Genomic DNA, 19,681 nt, shown 5'->3' with positions numbered 1-19,681 from the left:
AAGGAATTCGTCATGGCTAAATTCGCGGCAAACTTGAGCATGATGTTCAATGAGGTACCTTTCACAGAACGGTTTGCCCGTGCAGCCAAAGCTGGATTTAAAGGCGTTGAATATCTGTTTCCTTATGAAGTCGCAGCGGAAGAGCTTGCTGCCCTATTAAAACAGCATCAATTAACACAAGCTCTATTCAACATGCCCGCCGGAAACTGGGCGGCGGGAGAAAGAGGAATAGCCTCTATACCTGGCCGTGAAAAAGAATTTGTTGAAGGTACACAAATAGCGCTGAAATATGCACTGGCTCTGAATTGCAAGCAAGTTCATGCTATGGCCGGGAAATTGCATGAACAATTCACACCAGAACAACAACGTGAGTGTTATATCAAAAACATTCGATATGCCGCTGATGTCATGGCAGAACATAACATCAACGTATTAATTGAGCCGATTAATACTCGTGATATGCCGGGTTACTTTCTGACAACTCAGCATCAGGCTGAAACATTACTCAAAAAAATTGATCGTCAAAATGTTCTTATCCAATTGGATCTTTATCACTGCCAGATCATGGAAGGGGATTTGCTACGCACCATTGAACGTCTATGGGGAAAATTCAGTCACATCCAGATTGCCTCCGTGCCCGAACGCCATGAACCCGATAGCGGCGAAGTGAACTATCCGTGGCTATTTAACAAACTGGATGAAATGGGCTATCAAGGGTGGTTGGGCTGTGAATATCACCCCGCTGGTTACACCGAAGATGGTTTGGATTGGTTGACCAAAGCACAGAAATAATCAGGAGAAGATATGCTTCCATCAGAGCGTAGAGACTTTATTTATCGCTATGTACATGAATATCGGACAATTTCTATCAGTACACTGGTTAAACTGATGAACGTCTCGCATATGACAGTACGGCGGGATATCCGCACTCTGGAGGAGGAAGGAAAAGTCGTTAGTGTCAGTGGTGGTGTGCAACTTAGTGATGTTTTACGTCAGGAATTGCCTTGGAATGAAAAAGCCCGGCTTCATCATCGTCATAAGCGGGAAATTGGTCAATATGCAGTATCTATGGTTGAAGATGGACAAGTGGTCTATCTTGATGCTGGCACTACCACGTTTGAAATTGCCAGAGTCCTGGCTGAGCGTTTTAACCTCACTATCATCACGAACGATTTTTCCATTACCCAATATCTGATGAACAAACCCCAATTAAATCTGTTCCATACCGGGGGGCTGGTAGATAAAAGAAATTATTCCTGTGTTGGCCCTATCGCCGCCATGCTGCTTCGCAATCTGAATGTGGATATTGCCTTTATTAGCACCAGTTCATGGGATCTAGAGCATGGTGTCTCCACGCCACATGAAGAAAAAGTGTTAGTCAAACAGGCAGTATTGGAAATCGCCCGCCGCCGTGTGTTGGTGTCTGATAGCAGTAAATATGGCAAATACGGCATGTTTCGGGTCTGCCCGCTTTCGAGTTTGGATGATATTGTCTGTGACAGCCAACTTCCGGCGAAAGTGCAGCAACAATTACGAGAACACAATCTGATATTACATATCGTCAGCGTACAAGGGTAAGAACCCTACTATACCCTATGGATTTCAAGATGCATCGCGACGGCAAGGGAGTGAATCCCCGGGAGCATAGGTAACTATGTGACCGGGGTGAACGAGTGCAGCCAACAAAGAGGCAACTTGAAAGATAACGGGTATATACCCTATAACCTATAAGTAAATAGCCCAACGCTATTAAACAAGGAGAGTCGCAATGAAAATGATAATCACTGGTGGAGCAGGTTTTCTGGGTCAGCAACTAGCCAGCGCTTTACTAAACAACAATCAAACATTAAATTTCGACCAACTCATATTGACCGATATTCAATGTCCTGTTTCACCCGTTAATGATCCCCGCGTTCAGTGTCTAGCACTGGATTTAACTCAATCAGAAGCCGCGGAAAAGCTGATCGATGAAAACAGTGCGGTATTATTCCATCTCGCCGCCATTGTCAGTAGTCACGCTGAAAGCGATTTTGATCTCGGTTTGCAAGTTAACTTTGATGTTACTCGCAACTTATTAAACGTTGCACGGGCTAAAAATCCAAAATTGAAATTTATTTTCACCAGTTCCCTGGCCGTATTTGGCGGAGAATTACCATCAACCATTACGGATCAGTGTGCGGTTAATCCTCAATCATCCTATGGCGCACAGAAAGCCATGTGTGAATTGATAATTAACGACTATTCCCGCAAAGGATATGTTGATGGCCGAGTACTTCGTCTACCGACAATCAGTATCCGCCCAGGTAAACCAAACAAAGCAGCATCCTCTTTTGCCAGTGGCATTATCCGTGAGCCTCTGCACGGAGAAAGCAGTATCTGTCCAGTTTCCCGCGATCTTACTTTATGGCTTTCCAGCCCTGAAACCGTGATCCGCAACTTTATACATGCAGCTCAAATTCCGGCGGAAAAATTTGGTCTTTCCCGCACAGTTAATTTACCGGGTATTAGCGTCACAGTTCAGGACATGATTGACGCACTGGCCGAGATTGCCGGGCAGAAAGCGGTGGATCTCATCCGCTTTGAACCAGACGAAAACATTAACCGTATTGTTGCCAGTTGGCCGGGTCACTTCGATATCAACCGTGGCTTATCACTGGGTTTTCATGTTGATAATACTTTCAGTGATGCAATCCGTGCTTTTATCTCCAATAACCTATCCCAAGCTGGAGGCTAATTATGGAACACTACATTCCGGTCATTGGTCTGGGTGTTGCCGTATTTACGTTGATCTTTCTGGTACTACGTACCCGTGTTCATGCTTTATTAGCAATGCTAATTGCCGCAGCGATTGCCGGGATTACTGGCGGCTTAACCGCAGCAAATACCATTGATGTTATGACTAAAGGTTTTGGCTCCACACTGGGCAGTATTGGGATTGTTATCGGTCTAGGGGTCATGATGGGACGGGTGCTAGAAGTTTCCGGTGCCGCGGAACAGATAGCCTACAGTTTTATCAAATGGTTAGGTAAAAAACGCGAAGAGTGGGCATTAGCGATTACCGGTTATATCGTCAGCATTCCGATTTTTGTCGATTCTGCTTTCGTTATCCTCTATCCACTGGCAAAGGCTCTCGCAAAAAAGGGAAAACGTCATCTGCTAACGCTTGGCGTGGCACTGGCCGGCGGATTGGTTGTTACCCACCACACTGTTCCGCCAACACCGGGGCCACTGGGAGTTGCTGGTATTTTCGGTGTAGATGTCGGCGCCATGATGTTAACCGGTATGGTTCTGGCGGTGCCTTGCGTTATTGGCATTGTATTTTATGCCAAATGGTTAGCAGTAAAATATCCTGAATTTCAACCCATTGATGAAGCCGAAGAAGCTCAAGATCTACAAGCAATCCACCAACGCTACATGGAAGAGAAGGCGAACAAACCACTACCGAGCCTATTTCTTTCCCTGTTGCCGATTATTATCCCTATTGTTTTGATCTTCATTAAAGCCATTAATGGCCTGTTATTAAACACTGAAACTTTTACTGGACAAGAAAACAACTTCTACTTTCAGACATTCGATTTCCTTGGCGCACCCATTATTGCCTTAGCCATTAGTGTATTATTGGCGGTTTATACCTTGATGCCAAAAGCCAATAAACATGAAGTCATTGACCGTCTGGAAGAAGGTTTACAGGCTGCCGGTATTATTTTATTAGTGACAGGAGCAGGCGGTGCGTTAGGCGCGGTATTGCGTGAAAGTGGTACCGGCACCATTCTGGCGCAATATATAGCCAATCTACCACTAACACCGGTGCTGATTCCATTTATCATCGCAACACTGGTTCGCTTAATTCAAGGTTCCGGCACTGTGGCAATGATCACTGCTGCTTCTATTTCTGCACCAATTATTAGTCAAATTCCGGGGATCAACATGTTGGTTGCCGCACAAGCAGCAACGATGGGTTCGTTATTCTTCGGTTATTTTAATGACAGCCTATTCTGGGTCGTTAACCGCATGATGGGAATTAAAGATGCCAAACAACAGATGATCGTTTGGTCAATACCAACCACTATTGCATGGGCGATTGGCTTGTGTGGTGTCATCATCTTGGATCTGGTGTTATAAATACCAAATCATTAGCAAAACTATCATTTAGCCTCTTTATAAATGGGAGCGAATCCCCGGGAGCATAGATAACTATGTGACCGGGGTGAGTGAGTGCAGCCAACAAAGAGACAACTTGAAAGATAACGGGTATATTTTATATTGGAGATTCTTGCGGTGTTTTATATCGAGATAATGTTGATGAAAAATCACTTCCCGCACTTGTTACCTTACCAGTAACGACATTGACGGGTGATGACAATATCCCCGAACAATTATGGCAAGCAGCAAAATTATCTCCAGCTTGTTTAGTTGTTAATCGCTGAGTGAAAATAGATGATTTCAGCATATCCCGTATATATTCGCTTATTTTCCGACTTCCAATAGCTTTCCCTGCCTTTTTATCTTCTGAAATCAATAAATTATTCAGTGCCTGTACCTCTGCATGCAAACCAGCAATACCCGCCATCGTCGGTAATATACGGTCGTTGTTGATAATATGATTTCTGATCAAAGATTCTATTACTGGATGCAAAGGTGTATTTACCCTACCATACATATCTCTTATCCCTGAAATAAAGGATTCAATGTCAATAATCTTATAAGCTTCGGCCTCATCACTTTGTTGTATTTCCCATTCTCCTTTACCTTTCACTATCGATAATTTTGGACGTTTAATCAGGTTAATACCCGGGAATAACTTTCCATCGGCTAAATTTCTATTATTATCCTTAAAGTTGACAAATTCATCGTCATAATGACCATTATACTCGTATCCAGCATGAGCAGCGAAATTCTCCAAGGATTTCTTTGCATAAAGAAATTTTCCATCAGAAACACCATTCGATTTTAAACCCGGTTTTGAGAAATTACGCTGCTTCGCTGGTTTCAATTTTCCAAATTCACTTGAAGAGCTAAGGATTAATTGCGTTTTTTTACTAAAACCATCAAATTCAGGAATCTGTTTTTGATAAGCCGACATAACTGCTTTTTCATCAGGAAGTTCCAAATGTAATGCATCCAATAACCTTTCATCCGCAGTTTTACCTTTGCCAAGTTTAACTGTTTTTTCACGTATATCATTTTTGAACATTTTTAAACTCTCTATAATAATTGAAATTGGATACCTGAAATTATCATTATGACAACTGGGTATTTAAATTATCAGGATTCAACTAAAAAATACGCTTAATAACTGGTGAAAACATTCGTCTCGGTAATGCTATTAATCTAGACATTGCTCCTCCATTTCTCTGAGTAGCTATATTTCGATTACTACCCTGAGGAATATAATTCTGCCATAACGTTGGATTTTCGTCCCACGGCGCAATAACTTCCTTACCATCCCGATAAAAATGAATTCTTCCCGCCAATCTCTCTCTATTGCGATAAGCATAACGCAATTCAGACGCGGTAACTGACTCGCCTGGCCCTGCCTCCAGAGGAGTAGAACCTTTTGTTTTATTAACAACCTGTTCGATATTCAGGCCATCAAGAACAAAGTGTATTTTTGTTCTCCCATTACGGGCTGCCATTTCTATACCAAGCTTGCTTCCTCTTTTCCAAAGTAATCTAGGTTCAAAGGTAAGCCATGTTTTGTTATAACAAACATGATAATAGTCAGAATTATACTTGCTAGTTATTTCTTTAAATATTTTATACATGTTAAATTTCTTATTTTCACCTCCTATTTTAAAATAATCATTCCATAAAGGATATCTCCCTTTTTGCTCTTTAATAATATTTTTCTGTAAGCTGTCTTTAACCTTAATATTTCTTGCATATTTTTTAGGATTTTTCACCAAATCTTCTGATTTTTTAGGTAATATCTTAGTGTCTTTAAAAATAACTCTAGATACTTCGTTATTATAAAAATCTATAATCATTGGCGTACTATCAGGATTATTTGAATCAAAATTAGGATTAACATCTCTTATATACTTTCCCCTTTTAGCGGCAAGGCCATAAAACAGATCGCCATTTTCTTCACTGTAATTATCTTTCGCTACCCTAGGAGTATTATTCATCATCTGATTTAGATCCAATCCTGATCCTAACGGATTATTATCTATTTCATGCTGATCAATAGAATTCCCCAACGGTATTGAAGTTTTTTTCTTTTCTTTTTCACTATATTCACGTCTCATATTATCACCTTATAAATGATTATTAAAACAATTTTAGTACAATTATTAAAATAATAGATCTCATTCTGGCTTACCAAATGCGATATTATAAATCATCAAATTTAGATTTTAACTTTTCAATGTTTTCATAAAAGTCATTAATATTATACTCTGTTAAATAGATATCAATCCGTTTATCTTTCTTAATTTTATCTAATCCAACATTAGATATCTCTTTATGTATATCAAAAATTTCGGCAATAAGTTCCTGTTGCTCATTTGCAGATAATAGATTAAATTCATGACTTAATAATTTCTTTAATTTATTAAGAGTAACGGGATCTTTTCCTCTAGCACTTAACCAATCTGCTATTTTAAGAGGCGGTAATGCCCCCTCTCCCAAATCTGACTGATATACCCGTCATCTTTCAAGCTGCCTCTTTGTTGGCTGCACTCACTCACCCCGGTCACATAGTTATCTATGCTCCCGGGGATTCGCTCCCTTGCCGCCGCGATGCATCTTGAAATCCATAGGGTATATAGATTAAAATATCACAAACAACAAGATGTTTTTATATAAATCCCTCAATAAAAATATCGTTATCTTCTCTAACTTGTCATTTTATTATGAGTAATTAATTAGATGATGGTTTTTTCACTCCAATTAATGCATCAGAATTTTCTTTAGCAACAATAATACCTATACCATTTACCTTAACGACCGCTTTATGACTTTTTACCCATGTTGAAAGAATCTCTTTTATCTTAGATAAATAAGTTAAACAAGTAATACCCGAAACCTCAAGAATAATTTTTTCATTTTCTTGATTATCATTATTGCCTGTGACAGATATGTCCAGTTTAATCGTTAACTTCACTTTAGCCAACGCAAAACGCACATCTTCTGTTCCCCCCAAATCAGTACATAATTTTTCTAATAACGCCTGACTTATTTGTGAGCTAACCGGATTCAATTTTTGATCCACAGAATGAGAAATTTCCATAACTGTCTCTATTGTATTAGTAATATCTTGAAGTTTTGCCGGTGCGGTAATGGAATATAATAAGGAAAGACGTGGGCGATTGCCAAGCGCCTGCCAAAAATTACCTAAGCTATTTAAATTTTCCTGTGGTGGAATGACTTTGGTGTAAGCACCAGGAATTTTAGGTAATTGACGATGATTAATCAATGCATTCAAAACAGATGTCATTATTTTTGCCGCCTGATTATCAGGTTGGCTATCAGGACTGCTACCATCAACTGATGGTTTGTTCGAATGCCAGTAAGTAATTAAATAATTATAATTAATATTTACCCATCCCGGTAACAATAAATTAGTCACAGGATTATAACGCTTTGGTTCAGCAGAGCGTAATTGCAAATCTTCATGTACATCATAAAGAAATACACTGATTGTCGGTTTAGATGGAATTGAATCTATATCTGGCAAATCAAAACGAATATCAACATTATTTAAATATCGAGATAAAACATCTTTTAATGCGTTATTAACTTCGACAATAGCATTATTAGGCTCAATAATATCTTTCATATCGACTCCAAATTTGATCAGTATTTAAAAAATCAGTCTACCCGTCTTATTTAATTCGAGGGTAACGGCTCGTTCTATATGTTGATTATCAATTTTTTCACTATTATTGTCCGCGGCTAATATTGATGCCAATAAGGCAATATTTCTGATATTAGCCCCCGTCAAATCAGACCGTTTAGCCAAATGTGCAAAATCAATTTCGTCGGATAATTTCAGTTGTTCAGGCCAAATAGTTTGCCACATTCTTTTACGTAATAGTTCGTCAGGATAAGTAAAATGGGTAATAAAGGTAAAACGACGATTAAAAGCGCTATCCAAATGACTACGATTATTGGTGGCTAAAATTACCAATCCCGGATAATCCTCTAATCGTTGTAATAGATAAGAAACTTCAATATTGGCATGTCTATCTTGAGCATCTTTGGTTTCACTGCGCTTGCCAAATAGTGCGTCGGCTTCATCAAAAAACAGCACCCCAGAATCCGTCTCAGCCAAATCGAAAATGCGGGCGATATTTTTTTCCGTTTCACCAATGTATTTATTCACAACGGTAGAAAGATCAACTTTAATCAAATCAACACCAAGATGCCCGGCAATCACTTCTGCGGCCATTGTTTTGCCCGTACCCGATTCACCGTGAAATAGTGCACTAATACCAGTACCATAGCCTATTTTCTCCTGAAAACCAGCACTCAAAATCTGGTCACGATAATTAATTGCCGCGATAATTTCTTTTAATTGTTGAGCTAATTCATCAGAAATCACTAAATCATCAAAATTACGTGTTGGTGTTATTCGTTTAGCCAGCTTGCCTAAGTTCTGTTGAGCGCGAAAACTTAACGCCTTACGTAAATCTATTTCTTCTAACTGCTCCTCTGGTTGTCGGAGTATTTGGTATTGATAAGCTTCTTTAAGAATTAACGGCAATGTTTCTGCGGTAAATGAGAAACGCTGACACAATTGAATAATATTAATTCTTTGAGCGGTATTATCCGGTAAACATTCTTTTAACATAGATTCTTTATCCACCAGCGTAGCTACCGGCATCTCTATTTGTACCATTGGCAGATGTTTAATCCATACTAATGCGTCTCCCGGCTCTACTAAACAAACCACCCGTAATCTTGGTTGATTTAATAAAACGAATAATACGTTATTCAATATTTTCTTTTCCTCTGCAAGCAAAGAAAAATTGCGAATTAATAAACAAGCATTATGTAAACGTGTTTCTCTCACTGCATCTGCTAGCAAACTAGCTATTACAGTTGAGTTTTCTTCCTCTGGTAATCGAGCTAAATCCAAGATTAAAGTGTTAATTCTGTGAAACGCCATAATATTGCCGACCGCTAATTCTCTGGCACTATGCTGTTTTCCTCTAAGTATCACCAGCGGGCGAATCTCATCAGTTTCATTCAATAATATCTTTTCAAGTGAATGACAAAGGGTTGGTGGATACCAAAGGTGCGAAACAGGAGAATGCCAATAAGCACAAGTTATTAGGGACGGCAAAATTACCCGTTGGCCTGATAAAAAATGCCAGACAGCGATGTGAGTTAAAAATTGCGTTTGAAGCCAAATAGGCTCCTCGTAATTATTGAGTCGCAATAATTGATTACTAATTAACGGTGTTTGTGGCAAAAAACTGTTTCGCAGTAATTGCCTATCACTTTGGCATTGGCTAAATAATTCAATTACTAAAGCAAAACTAGGCCATTGCTTTTTACTGTTACCGTGCAGAGCAGCAAATAATGCATGATAACGGCTGTCAAAATGTGGCAATAAACCTAATAATAAGGCATCACGCTCAAATTCCGTCAGTTCAAAACGTTCAACCAATAAAGACAATTCATCAATGGATGGGTTTTCTTCAATTTCAGGCAGGTTAATAATATCATCCTGTTTAATTATCCAATGCGGAATACCTAATGGTGTTGCTAAATGTTGTCTTATTTCATCCTCAGTCAGTAAAAAACTCTCCGGTAAGGAGTCATATTTATCTCTATTCTGATAATAGTAATGTTGTAATTGCAGATCGATACGTTCCAGATGGGGATAAATCCAACGTAATTCAGCCATCATATATACCCTATTGATTTCAAGATGGATCGCGACGGCAAGGGAAAGAGTTCATATAAACCTTTTAAATGTTTTGCCAGTCAATTCGTAAAGGAAGATTTAGCCAGGGAAGTTTGGCGATATTTAACGGCCACGGCCAGTCGGCTAATAGCACATCAAATGGCTGATACTGTACCGTGATTTTAATTTCCAGTTCATTTATCAACAATTCACCCGGCCGCTGTAAAAATAGTTGACGGATATCATTACGACTCAGTTTTTTCCAGCCCGGAAGTTGAGTAATAATCACATCTAACCATTGTTCTATTATCAACTGTTTTTCTGGTTCAACAGGGATTGATTGTGTCTCTTCATCAATCATTAACCCACACAGAACGTTATTCAATATTTTTCTCTCTACTTGCGTCTCTTCACTCCCCCAAATAAGATAATCCAGAGAATCAATCGCCCTAAATTGAGCTTGATGATGGATAAAATTTTTCTCTTCAAGTAGACCCAGATGATTAAATAATGCGGGTAACATCGGCCATAGAATCAATATTCCAGCATTACTGACTTGATATAGCGGTAATAAACCCGGCTCAGAACATGGTCTATTAATTGCTCGACGTTGGCTACCATTATTGTCTTTAACGCACACGTTATCTGGTGTTAATAATATTGGCTGATCTTGCAAAATTAATTTTTGATTTGCATTATTTGGAATAAAGCGTTGTGACAGATCGCGATATTCCTCAACAGGAAGATGTTTTTTACACATTTGCCAAACAGGAGCTAATTGCCACAGCGGTGCTAACCAAGCCAAACCTACATTGTTATATAACGCTGGATGTTGCAATAGCTGGAGAATATTTTCTGTTTTAATTTCCCCCTTCTGAATTGCTGCCGCTATTAATGAAAGCTGATGATGATTTAATGGCGGTAAAGTTTTCTGAGTCTCCGTCGCTAATCTCTGTAATAACTCAGTCAACAAAGAATTAACTGCGACTGTTTGTTGTAAAGTGTGTTCCCTAATAATCTGATCTTCACAGCTAAAGCGATTAACTAAATCTTCATATTCCTGAATCGAGAGGTGTTTTTTGCACAGTTTTGGAATCCATTCTATTTGCCAAAGCAGCTTCAACCATGCATTTAATAAGGCACTTTCAGCGACTATATTTTGGCGAAATAATGTAATAATAGACACAATATCAAGCATACTGTTATCACGTTCAGCCATGATATATGACATCACTTTCATATCTGGTTTAGGTATTTCCTGCGTATTATGTCGCTGTATATATCCCAAGGCATTCAATACCAATTGCCAAGAAGAAATTATCTTTCCTTGATGCTGAGATTTATCTATATCCTCCAACAATTTGTGATTAATCGCAGTTAATAAAGCAGGTTGACTGATAGCTAAAAGTCGCTGTAAACCATGCTCAGATAAGCAACTTTTTGCCAAAAATAATATTAATTTTCTCTCCATTCGCATTAATTTGTTAATTAAAGATTTAGTATTAACATCAATATTCCTATTATTTACAATTGCCTTTTCAATATTTAACTTAACATCTTTTTTATATAAATATTGGATAAATTCCTCAATATCAGATAAATAATCACCATTTAATAAAGAGGGCTTATGGGTATTTTGGAGTATTATTGAATCTTCTGTGAGTGTTTTTTCCTTATTATCTCCATGATATCGATTCAATGCTTTACTTAACTCCATATTAAGCCTAATAGGAAATAATGAATTAAAGTTACGGAAATTAATTTCACCAAGATTCAGCGTTAATTTCTCTAAATAGATATCCTGATTAACAGCATGTTTATTAAAGTATAAATTAAGTAATTTATGCATGCTGACTTGATTAAGCAGAGAACCATGTAATAATTTTTTAGCTACCTGTTGATTATTAGCTTCAATAGTAATAGCAATTCGATTTAACAAGTTTTTTCCTAAAGTCATAAATAGTATTCTCTTTACGATTAATGAATGACTTATATTTTCGATTCCTTAATAAACATTAAATTCTCATAATGAAAGCAAGAATATAATAAGGAACTGTTATTTTATTACTATGGGAATGTCTACCTGTGTTTTTCACATCAATGTCATGATTATGTGTTTCTGGACTGTTTCCGTTTACAACACCTTTAGATGTGGTCATCCCTGTTGAATAATAGAGATATCTATTTCTAGTATTATTTGAAGAAGCTACCGCTCTCTTGTCTGAAGATATCTCATAAGCTCCATATTGAGCCATTATATTTGTATCAATAATTATTCCACTAAGATGATCGTGGTTAGGTATTTGACCAATAGATAACGATTTCTCATTTGTTTTGCCATTGATATTTAATGTAGCCTCATCAGAATTAAAACTAAATGATTTACCATCTTTAGGTCCTGAAACTTTAGTATTACTTTGCCCTTTAACACCAGAAAAATCCCCGCCTAAAATAAATCGATCGATCAAATTTGGTGTACCATTATTACCATCGCATAATGCCCATCCCTCAGGAGCATTACTGCCAGAAAACATCACAATCATTCCTCTGGGGAGTACTTTGTTAGGATCAATACTGACACCTTTATCATCAACCTTAATACCATTGCCAGCTTTAACTGAAACACCATTTTTATCAACATTAATACCATTACTAGCTTGGACATCTAATCCCTCATCTCCTATTCTTACTCCCCAACCAATTCCTACAGATATCCCAATAGATTCGACTTTGATGGTTGTATTTTTTGTCTTTACAGAGACACCATCAGCATCAACATTGATGCCATTATTAGATTTAACTGAAATACCTTTGCCATCAACAGTAATACCATTAGCAGCCTTGACAGCGACATCATCTGTATTTACAACAATACCATTACCTTGACCAACAGATATTCCATTCTCTTTATTAATCAAACCACTACCAAGGTCTACAGATAAAATATCTTTTTCTAATATTAATGGAGAAAAGTCTTTACTGGAGATAGGACCCATCTTTAAATTAAGCGTACCATTATCATCCAGTTTCAATCCTGTTCCTGGCCCAGTTTGTTTCGGTACTTTCCCGACTGCTTTGCGACCAATATCAGCAATATCAATTAAATGTTCATAATCAGTTTGCAATGGAATGCTACCTGCTTTAAAACGTTTTTTTAAATCATCTGCTGAAAGATCTTCTACTTTATTATTAGTATTTTCTTGATTACTCTCTAAATTGGACAAATCGTTCTTCTTTTCCATTTTTATCACCTTATATATTCGTCTATTCTAATAACATATACCCGTCATCTTTCAAGTTGCCTCTTTGTTGGCTGCACTCTCTCACCCCGGTCACATCGTTATCTATGCTCCCGGGGATTCGCTCCCTTGCCGCCGCGATGCATCTTGAAATCCATAGGGTATAAATCAACCTTTGTCTTTGTCACGATAAATATTATCTTTAACTTTTGGTACATACAGCAACTGATTACTCTCAATAAATTTAGCATTCCATTCTGTTTCAGACTCACCAATGACCTCAGTTCTCTGTTGTTCAGTGGCAATTCTCATATTCCCTATACCTGTTAATTCAGAAGGCAGACGACCTAATGTTAACATTTCTAAAATATGGTATGCTTCATCCCCTAAAGCAGAACCATTATTTTGCCAACGCTTATAGGTGCTGGCAAAATTCCTGAAATGGTCCGGTGATAACCAATGAATAATCATGGAAACATGAGCAGGAAATTCAGCTAAAATCTCAGTTTTTACCCACGATTCCAGTCCATGATGATCAACGTTGTTATTCTCAATTAACTGGCGATTAATGACTACGCTGACGACAAATGAAAAACGATCAGTATGCGCGTATTCTGCACTAGAGAAATACCAGCGGTAACGCCATGCATTTTCCTTTTCTGGAAAAGGTTTGGTATTTTTATCTCGTTTAATTAATATCTTACCCTTAATATGATCGAATTTTTTTACCCACGCTTTAAGCATATAGTCAGATGGAGAATTCATATCAGCGGATATTTTTTTGGCTGGTTCATAAGGGGTAATTTTATATTTTAGTGTGATTTCATCCCCTTCTTTGATCATAGCAGGAAAAGGGCTTTGGGGACTAGATGTGATCCAGAGTTCATCGTCTTCTTTATTTTTTTGATGTATTTCATCGGCATAAACCAGTTGATAATCCATATCTTCCAACCACACCAGGCTATTTTGCCAGACTAGTTTTTTGTCAGTAAATGCCTGTTGCACTCTGTTCAAATTGTGTTCCAAAGCAACACTGTTATGGGTGTCAAGATAAAATGATTTTTCTGTAATCTCAGTGATCACCTGGCCCCGTAATGTGAATCCGTTCTCGCCTTTAATAATCAAGTCAATCATTTGACCATGTAATAACTGCCCTGCTGTACTTTGCTGAATAATAATTAAATGATGGCTTTTAGAATCAGGATGATTTTTAATTTCCAGATTATCAGGTATTTGTTCACTGTTGAATGCCTCATCAGGTTTCACGGGTAACAGCCGGCGATGCTCAATTAAATAGAAAGGAAGATCAGCTAAATCAGGCGGTTCACTAAAACATTTTCTTCCCAAGCCTAACCGAGCTGCAATTCGTTTTTGCAGCGCCGATACTTTATCAATGCGAATATTATTACGATGGTAGGCCAACTCTGGTTGTTGAGCCAAGTAACCGCGCTGAGTGGATAAAAAATCCTGTCGATTGAGAATAAGTGGTCTGGCGGCTCGCTGTGTACCAAAATAGCCTAACAGATATTCAAGAATAGCCAGCTCTTTTGCATAGTTTCGCTCATGGATGCCATCATCATTACCAATTTGTACATCATTATTCAGTTTCTTAATTAAGTCGGGCATTATCTCCTGATGAACGTTCTGACTGACGGTATTAACCTTGAAAGGCCATTGTGCACCGTATACCGTATTTCCTCGTTGTTTAAACGCCAATAGTTTTGGCAATAAGGCAAGTTCTGCGCAACCGTTAGCTAATATTTGTTCAAAAGGCAGAATAAATTGATGTAACTGTCGTTGTTGTAAGGTATGTTTATTAGTCTGCAATCCATAACAAGCCGGTAATTTATTACTTACCGGATAATAATCCAACACTTTACGGTGCTTACCCCAGTTTAATAATTCTGGTTGTGTATTAATCAGTGGTTCTGTAATGATCTTCTTCTTTATCTCTTCGCTAGAAACTACAACTTTCACACCACCTTTGGCAATAAGAGTCAATGGGCTGTCTGATGAGGTAATCAATCCCAAGGGATCATCACCCCATAATCTGGGATAATATCCTTTCGCAATTTGCCAAGACCAATTATCTTGCAGTAGCGGAGAAATAATTTTCTTATTATCTTTATTTTCATCTAATTCCAGCCTAATAATACTTTGAACTCCCTTGATAGCCAATAATCGGTTAACCAAATGGCTTAGATTTAATATCGTCGCACCACTGTAATCTTTGATCGGGGGTAATTCAGGTATCCAACCGTGATGTAAATAAGGCCCGTCAAAAATTTCTTCATTATTGTAACCCATTTCTTTCATTATCTGGGTGGTATAACGTAGCGGCTTTTCCTGCACCGTTTGTTCCGCTGTCATATAAATTTGAGCAAATACGTCAGCGATATCTTTAACATCATTATCAAGCTGAATATCCATCTTCAATGGCAAATCAATAGGTTCTAACCAGATAACCCGACTCACCCATTCTCCTAAATTACGATTATCTTTCAGGAAAACGTTAAGTTTCTCCTGTGCCAACTTATTATCGATCTGAGTTTCCCGGCCTGGGAGCAAATAAAGCCAATAATTTCCTCTTAATGTTAACTGTTCACTATCTGAATCTGCGATTTGAATAAATCTGTATTCACGTTTCTTTTTGCTATACCAGTATGTATAGCGTTGATCGTTAGGTTCACATACCAGTAGTACATCATTAAATAAAAAGTAACCATCAACCGTGTTGTCACTATGCAAGTCCAGCAACGCCCGGCGATAATCCGCCAACGTAATTGGACCACAAGTCAGCATCTGTTGCGGGCCAAACTCTTGGGGGAAAATACCGTCGCCGGGTGTCTGTTCCTCCTTTCTGGGCGTCAGAAGATCTAAAAGCGGCAGCGAATGACGGTAAGCTAAATCTGATGCACCATAACAACAGGCTTCTAATAAGGTGATACCGGGATCACTTTCACTGATATCACGCCAAAATTGACCAGACTGTTGCTCAATAACAGCCTTAGCCTGAGCAAGTAAGGTATCAAAGGCAATATCGTCTTTAACAACGGGAAACAGAGCATCCTGATGACTCATTGATTAACTCCTTATTTGAGGAATGTTTATCTGACCAGACTAAAATCAACACTTCATTATCATTAGCTTCGATATTTGTACCCACGGCACCCGTAACTCGATTAACTATTGTTATGCTTAAATTGGTGACGCGTTCTACCAAAGGGGATTGTTGGATGGTGGCTAATAACTGGTAGTAGTCAATGTGATTACCCATCGTCACACCGATAGCAGGATTCTCTCCCCACGGCATATACGTTCTGCTTAATTGCTGTTGTAGCTGGTGATAGCCGTAGTCAGAATTAATGCCTGAGATAAAGGTCACTTGGTAATCCACATTAACGTCAACATAAGTAGGATTGTTGATTTCAATGGTTACCCAAGGGCTACTTAATCGATTTAACCATTCGACCATCTCGGCCAATCGCGCCGGGTTCAGTGCTGGGCGTAATGCATCGTCGTTATCCTTGTAACGGCTGTCTGGGATGACTATCAATTGTTGCTTTTCCGGCGCCGGGAGGGTGGTTAATTTACTGCCTGAATGGTGTCTGACATCAAGTAGGCTAACAAAATGATCTTTTAGTAAGGTGACCATGTTCCCCCAACTCAACACTCGGTTACGATGGGACAGCCGGACAGGAATTCGCTTTAAGAAGGCTTGCTCAGTTTCTTGCGGGCGACCGTTCCAGGAAGCCCAAGGTTGCGTAACACCGCTGATTGCCGGAATAGTGTTTGCCGGCTGTTTTATGCTGCCAACGGCCAATCCATTAATAAAATGTTCCTGCTCAACAGCTTCTGCGTTAGCTAAGGTGACAGTGGTAGCGTTATACAGCAAACCTTTAATACGTGGGTAATCTTGGGGATCAGTCTTATCCGTTATCTCGGCTTTCAGCCAGTACCGCCCTGACGGCATCAGAGCGGCCTGATTTGAGGCATCTTGTGGCAATAAAGTGCGCCAGATACCCCGGTCGAACAGGTTATCAGTTTGATCGTCAACGAATTTATCCAATTTACTCCAGGTATTGCACTTGTCGAGATAAAACCAAGATAAAGCCTGTTTTTTTACCCCTTCTAATTGCCAATAAAGAGATAAAGTTTGACCCGGTAGTACTCCGGTAAAGCCCAAATAGAATGCATCATGAGTAAATGTCAGTGTTTCTGCTGCTTCACCCCGGCCAAAAGGCGTCAGAGGGTAAACAGTAAATTGCTTAGATTTAACTTCAACGTTGAATTGAATCTGCAACGCACTGATTTGTGGGATATAGGGTAAATTTTTATCTTTGGGATCTTTCCAGTATTGGGTATGCATAAAATCCTGCTCGGCGAGTTCTATACGCACGGATGCAGGCCAATCATTGGGATTCGAGCTGTCTGTAAGGGGAAAATTCATTGCTGGCAAGGTAAATTTTAAGCTTTGTCCTTGTGGTTTCTCCTTTCCATTGAATAATGATTGCGCTTCATTAAGCTTTTCTCTCTTTTGAGGCGTGACTAAGTAACCCTGTACTTTAAATGCACTATTATCGAGCTGGGTCTCATATCCTCCATACCATGTTGAAAAGTTTTGTTGAGGCAATCCTACCCATTGAGGGGTAATCGTCAAGGTCGCGTTTTCGAAGTTATACCATTCAGGAGCAACCAGATTAAAACCAGAGCCTAATAACGGTGATTGACCAAAAGGAAAACTAGTCGCATTCATTTGTTCAATACCGCTATCAGACGCATAGTACACACTACGGTTGCCGTTAATGTTGATGTTGATCTCGATGTCTTTGATCTTCGGCAACCTCGGTCCCTGTTTGGTGCTCAGTTTTAGTACCGGTACATCAAACGTCATATTATCTAAAGCATCAGGTGGGCTAATGGGGTCATCGTTAGCTGATAAGCTGAGTTTGAGGTTAGCCTTTTCTTTTTCTACTAATAATGAAAGCCAGTGATCTCCCGAGCTAATCTGAGCGGTGACTTGATTAGAATCCCCCGCCCACTCGCTGTCTAATGTCACTTTAATCGTGCGCTCTCCCGCTGACATCGTCAATAAAGGCGAAGTAATTAAGTAGCCAGACAGAACCGGAACATCATTAGGCGTTGGGCTAAAAAGTCGAATACCGTTTTCAGGCAATGCAATGTTATCTGCAAGATTTAGTGGTATTGCCGATTTCCAGCCATCCCCCTCTTTTCGATACCAACGCAGGTCGGTTAATTCTCCTTGATTTGCTAATATATTCGATTCAGACACATACTGTAATGGATTGCCAGCGCTATCATGTCCAGCATCAAAGCGGGTGCCTTTCGGAATAAGATATTCAACGCTACTCGAATTCAGCGTGATACCAATTGCAACCTGATCTGCTTGAGCATTTCTCGGTTTTAAGCCTAACAATTGTCGGTAATAAAGATCACGATGACGTGCCGGAAAGGTATTGAATAATATTTTAGTGGTTTCTAATAGTTTTAAAAAAGCCAGTAAAAAAGCCTGATGCGCTGGTAAAAGGCCATTGGCTTTATTCGCATCTTGGTAAATATCCGCTAATTGCTGAGGGTTGTTTTCCTGAATAAAGTAGAAGCTACTCCAAAGTTTTTCTTTCTCTTGTTCAAAAGGGATTTTTTCCGTATATTCCTGAAGCCAATTTAATATATCCAGCGTACTTCTTTCATCAAGTTTAAAAGTAGTATCCGATACCATAGCAGTAAGTTTATTTTCTAATTCTGTCTGCCCCATATTTATTCCACCTGTTATTTGAATATAACTTTAAGATATTTTCAGGAGATGATCATTATTTAAAAATAAATTAAAAGGTTATTTATCCGGCACTGACAGCATATTGACTGGCAATAAATCGGCCTTTACCCATACTGGGTGCTGTTATATCCGGGCCACTCTGTGGATTATTTGCCGGCTGTGATGGAGTAAAACGAGCAATAAATTGTTGCCCAACAACAATCACCGTGGCAAGGCTACGGCAAAAGTTTATTGTCTGGCTAGCATCCAATTGAGCAATGGTGACCATCCCCATGCCAGGTACCGGGTGGATAGGAGTAATATATTGCGCTTGAAGCTGTATCTTTTTTTCATCACCCACGATGACAATCTTTTTGCCTTGGATTTTGGCGTGCCCGCTGCCCCTGATAATTGCTGGCCCCACAAGAGTGACCTGTCGGTTACCGAACAAGGGTTCGAATAGCAAGGTGTCGCCATCAACCACCAGTTGTTTGCTCATAAGATCACCTCTATCAGCCCTTCACCCATCTCAAGAATACCTTCAATTTGCTGGCTAATTTCGCTGCCTCTCAAGGCATAATTCACCTGAACTTGTAAGGTATTCGATAAATCGGTTTTCTGACTCACTTTAATTTCAGTCATTTCTGCACGGGGTTCATAGCGCAATACTCGCTCTTCAATACGCGTTTGAATGCTAGCTAACCCGAATTCTGGATAAGAAATTGACGAGAAGCCTGTTCCAGGAGCAAAGTTTTGGTGCACACCAAAAACAGCTCCGAGGGGGAACAGGCTATGGACAACTTAGTTGAA

16 protein-coding genes are annotated in these 19,681 nt (G+C 39.1%); 4 read left to right on the top strand and 12 right to left on the bottom strand.

Annotated features, from left to right (window positions below; genetic code table 11):
- Positions 1 to 12 precede the first annotated feature (12 nt).
- The 4 genes from otnI (at position 13) to ACGF49_RS14430 (ending at position 4,122) form a co-directional block, all read left to right on the top strand.
- Positions 13 to 792 carry a 2-oxo-tetronate isomerase gene (gene otnI, locus ACGF49_RS14445; RefSeq protein WP_113041322.1) on the top strand — a complete coding sequence of 260 codons (780 nt, stop codon included), beginning with the start codon at positions 13 to 15 and terminating at the stop codon, positions 790 to 792.
- A gap of 12 nt (positions 793 to 804) precedes the next feature.
- On the top strand, positions 805 to 1,578 hold the full coding sequence (locus ACGF49_RS14440) for a DeoR/GlpR family DNA-binding transcription regulator (protein WP_228902661.1): 774 nt from the start codon (positions 805 to 807) through the stop codon (positions 1,576 to 1,578).
- Between the two features lie 190 nt (positions 1,579 to 1,768).
- Positions 1,769 to 2,734: a D-erythronate dehydrogenase gene (gene denD / locus ACGF49_RS14435; protein WP_113041320.1), complete on the top strand. Its 966-nt coding sequence runs from the start codon at positions 1,769 to 1,771 to the stop codon at positions 2,732 to 2,734.
- A 2-nt stretch (positions 2,735 to 2,736) separates the two neighbouring features.
- Complete coding sequence (locus tag ACGF49_RS14430) at positions 2,737 to 4,122, top strand: GntP family permease (RefSeq protein WP_113041319.1); 1,386 nt, start codon at positions 2,737 to 2,739, stop codon at positions 4,120 to 4,122.
- Positions 4,123 to 4,258: 136 nt separating this feature from the next.
- Here ACGF49_RS14430 and ACGF49_RS14425 read toward each other — a convergent pair whose 3' ends face one another.
- The 12 genes from ACGF49_RS14425 to ACGF49_RS14370 all read right to left on the bottom strand — a co-directional run bounded on the left by ACGF49_RS14425 (position 4,259) and on the right by ACGF49_RS14370 (position 19,633).
- Positions 4,259 to 5,194, bottom strand: a complete 936-nt coding sequence (locus ACGF49_RS14425) for a YwqJ-related putative deaminase (RefSeq protein WP_113041318.1) — start codon at positions 5,192 to 5,194, stop codon at positions 4,259 to 4,261.
- A gap of 82 nt (positions 5,195 to 5,276) precedes the next feature.
- Positions 5,277 to 6,248 (bottom strand): hypothetical protein, encoded by a 972-nt coding sequence (locus ACGF49_RS14420; RefSeq protein WP_113041317.1) that lies wholly within the window; start codon positions 6,246 to 6,248, stop codon positions 5,277 to 5,279.
- 85 nt (positions 6,249 to 6,333) lie between these two features.
- The gene (locus ACGF49_RS14415; RefSeq protein WP_113041316.1) at positions 6,334 to 6,630 is read right to left on the bottom strand and encodes a cycle-inhibiting factor; all 297 of its coding nucleotides are present in this window, start codon (positions 6,628 to 6,630) and stop codon (positions 6,334 to 6,336) included.
- Between the two features lie 232 nt (positions 6,631 to 6,862).
- Positions 6,863 to 7,780 carry a DUF4255 domain-containing protein gene (locus ACGF49_RS14410; protein ID WP_228903026.1) on the bottom strand — a complete coding sequence of 306 codons (918 nt, stop codon included), beginning with the start codon at positions 7,778 to 7,780 and terminating at the stop codon, positions 6,863 to 6,865.
- A gap of 24 nt (positions 7,781 to 7,804) precedes the next feature.
- Positions 7,805 to 9,859, bottom strand: coding sequence for an ATP-binding protein (locus ACGF49_RS14405; RefSeq protein ID WP_387491574.1), 2,055 nt, complete (start codon positions 9,857 to 9,859; stop codon positions 7,805 to 7,807).
- Positions 9,860 to 9,920: 61 nt separating this feature from the next.
- Positions 9,921 to 11,813, bottom strand: a complete 1,893-nt coding sequence (locus ACGF49_RS14400) for a contractile injection system tape measure protein (RefSeq protein ID WP_387491571.1) — start codon at positions 11,811 to 11,813, stop codon at positions 9,921 to 9,923.
- A 58-nt stretch (positions 11,814 to 11,871) separates the two neighbouring features.
- Complete coding sequence (locus tag ACGF49_RS14395; protein WP_387491568.1) at positions 11,872 to 13,098, bottom strand: tail fiber protein; 1,227 nt, start codon at positions 13,096 to 13,098, stop codon at positions 11,872 to 11,874.
- Between the two features lie 22 nt (positions 13,099 to 13,120).
- Positions 13,121 to 13,267, bottom strand: coding sequence for a hypothetical protein (locus tag ACGF49_RS14390; RefSeq protein WP_387491565.1), 147 nt, complete (start codon positions 13,265 to 13,267; stop codon positions 13,121 to 13,123).
- Positions 13,264 to 16,176 carry a hypothetical protein gene (locus ACGF49_RS14385; RefSeq protein WP_113041311.1) on the bottom strand — a complete coding sequence of 971 codons (2,913 nt, stop codon included), beginning with the start codon at positions 16,174 to 16,176 and terminating at the stop codon, positions 13,264 to 13,266. Before ACGF49_RS14385 ends, ACGF49_RS14390 begins: the two co-directional genes overlap by 4 nt.
- Entirely contained in the window at positions 16,142 to 18,871 is a 2,730-nt protein-coding gene (locus tag ACGF49_RS14380) for a hypothetical protein (RefSeq protein ID WP_387491561.1), read from the bottom strand. Before ACGF49_RS14380 ends, ACGF49_RS14385 begins: the two co-directional genes overlap by 35 nt.
- Before the next feature lie 82 nt (positions 18,872 to 18,953).
- Positions 18,954 to 19,370 (bottom strand): hypothetical protein, encoded by a 417-nt coding sequence (locus ACGF49_RS14375; protein WP_113041309.1) that lies wholly within the window; start codon positions 19,368 to 19,370, stop codon positions 18,954 to 18,956.
- Positions 19,367 to 19,633 carry a GPW/gp25 family protein gene (locus tag ACGF49_RS14370; protein ID WP_387491557.1) on the bottom strand — a complete coding sequence of 89 codons (267 nt, stop codon included), beginning with the start codon at positions 19,631 to 19,633 and terminating at the stop codon, positions 19,367 to 19,369. Before ACGF49_RS14370 ends, ACGF49_RS14375 begins: the two co-directional genes overlap by 4 nt.
- Positions 19,634 to 19,681 lie beyond the last annotated feature (48 nt).

Source organism: Photorhabdus sp. RM96S (genome assembly GCF_042879335.1).
In the GTDB taxonomy this organism is placed as follows: domain Bacteria; phylum Pseudomonadota; class Gammaproteobacteria; order Enterobacterales; family Enterobacteriaceae; genus Photorhabdus; species Photorhabdus kayaii.
Note: the sequence above shows the minus strand (reverse complement) of the source record. Positions and strands in the feature narration are given on the sequence as shown.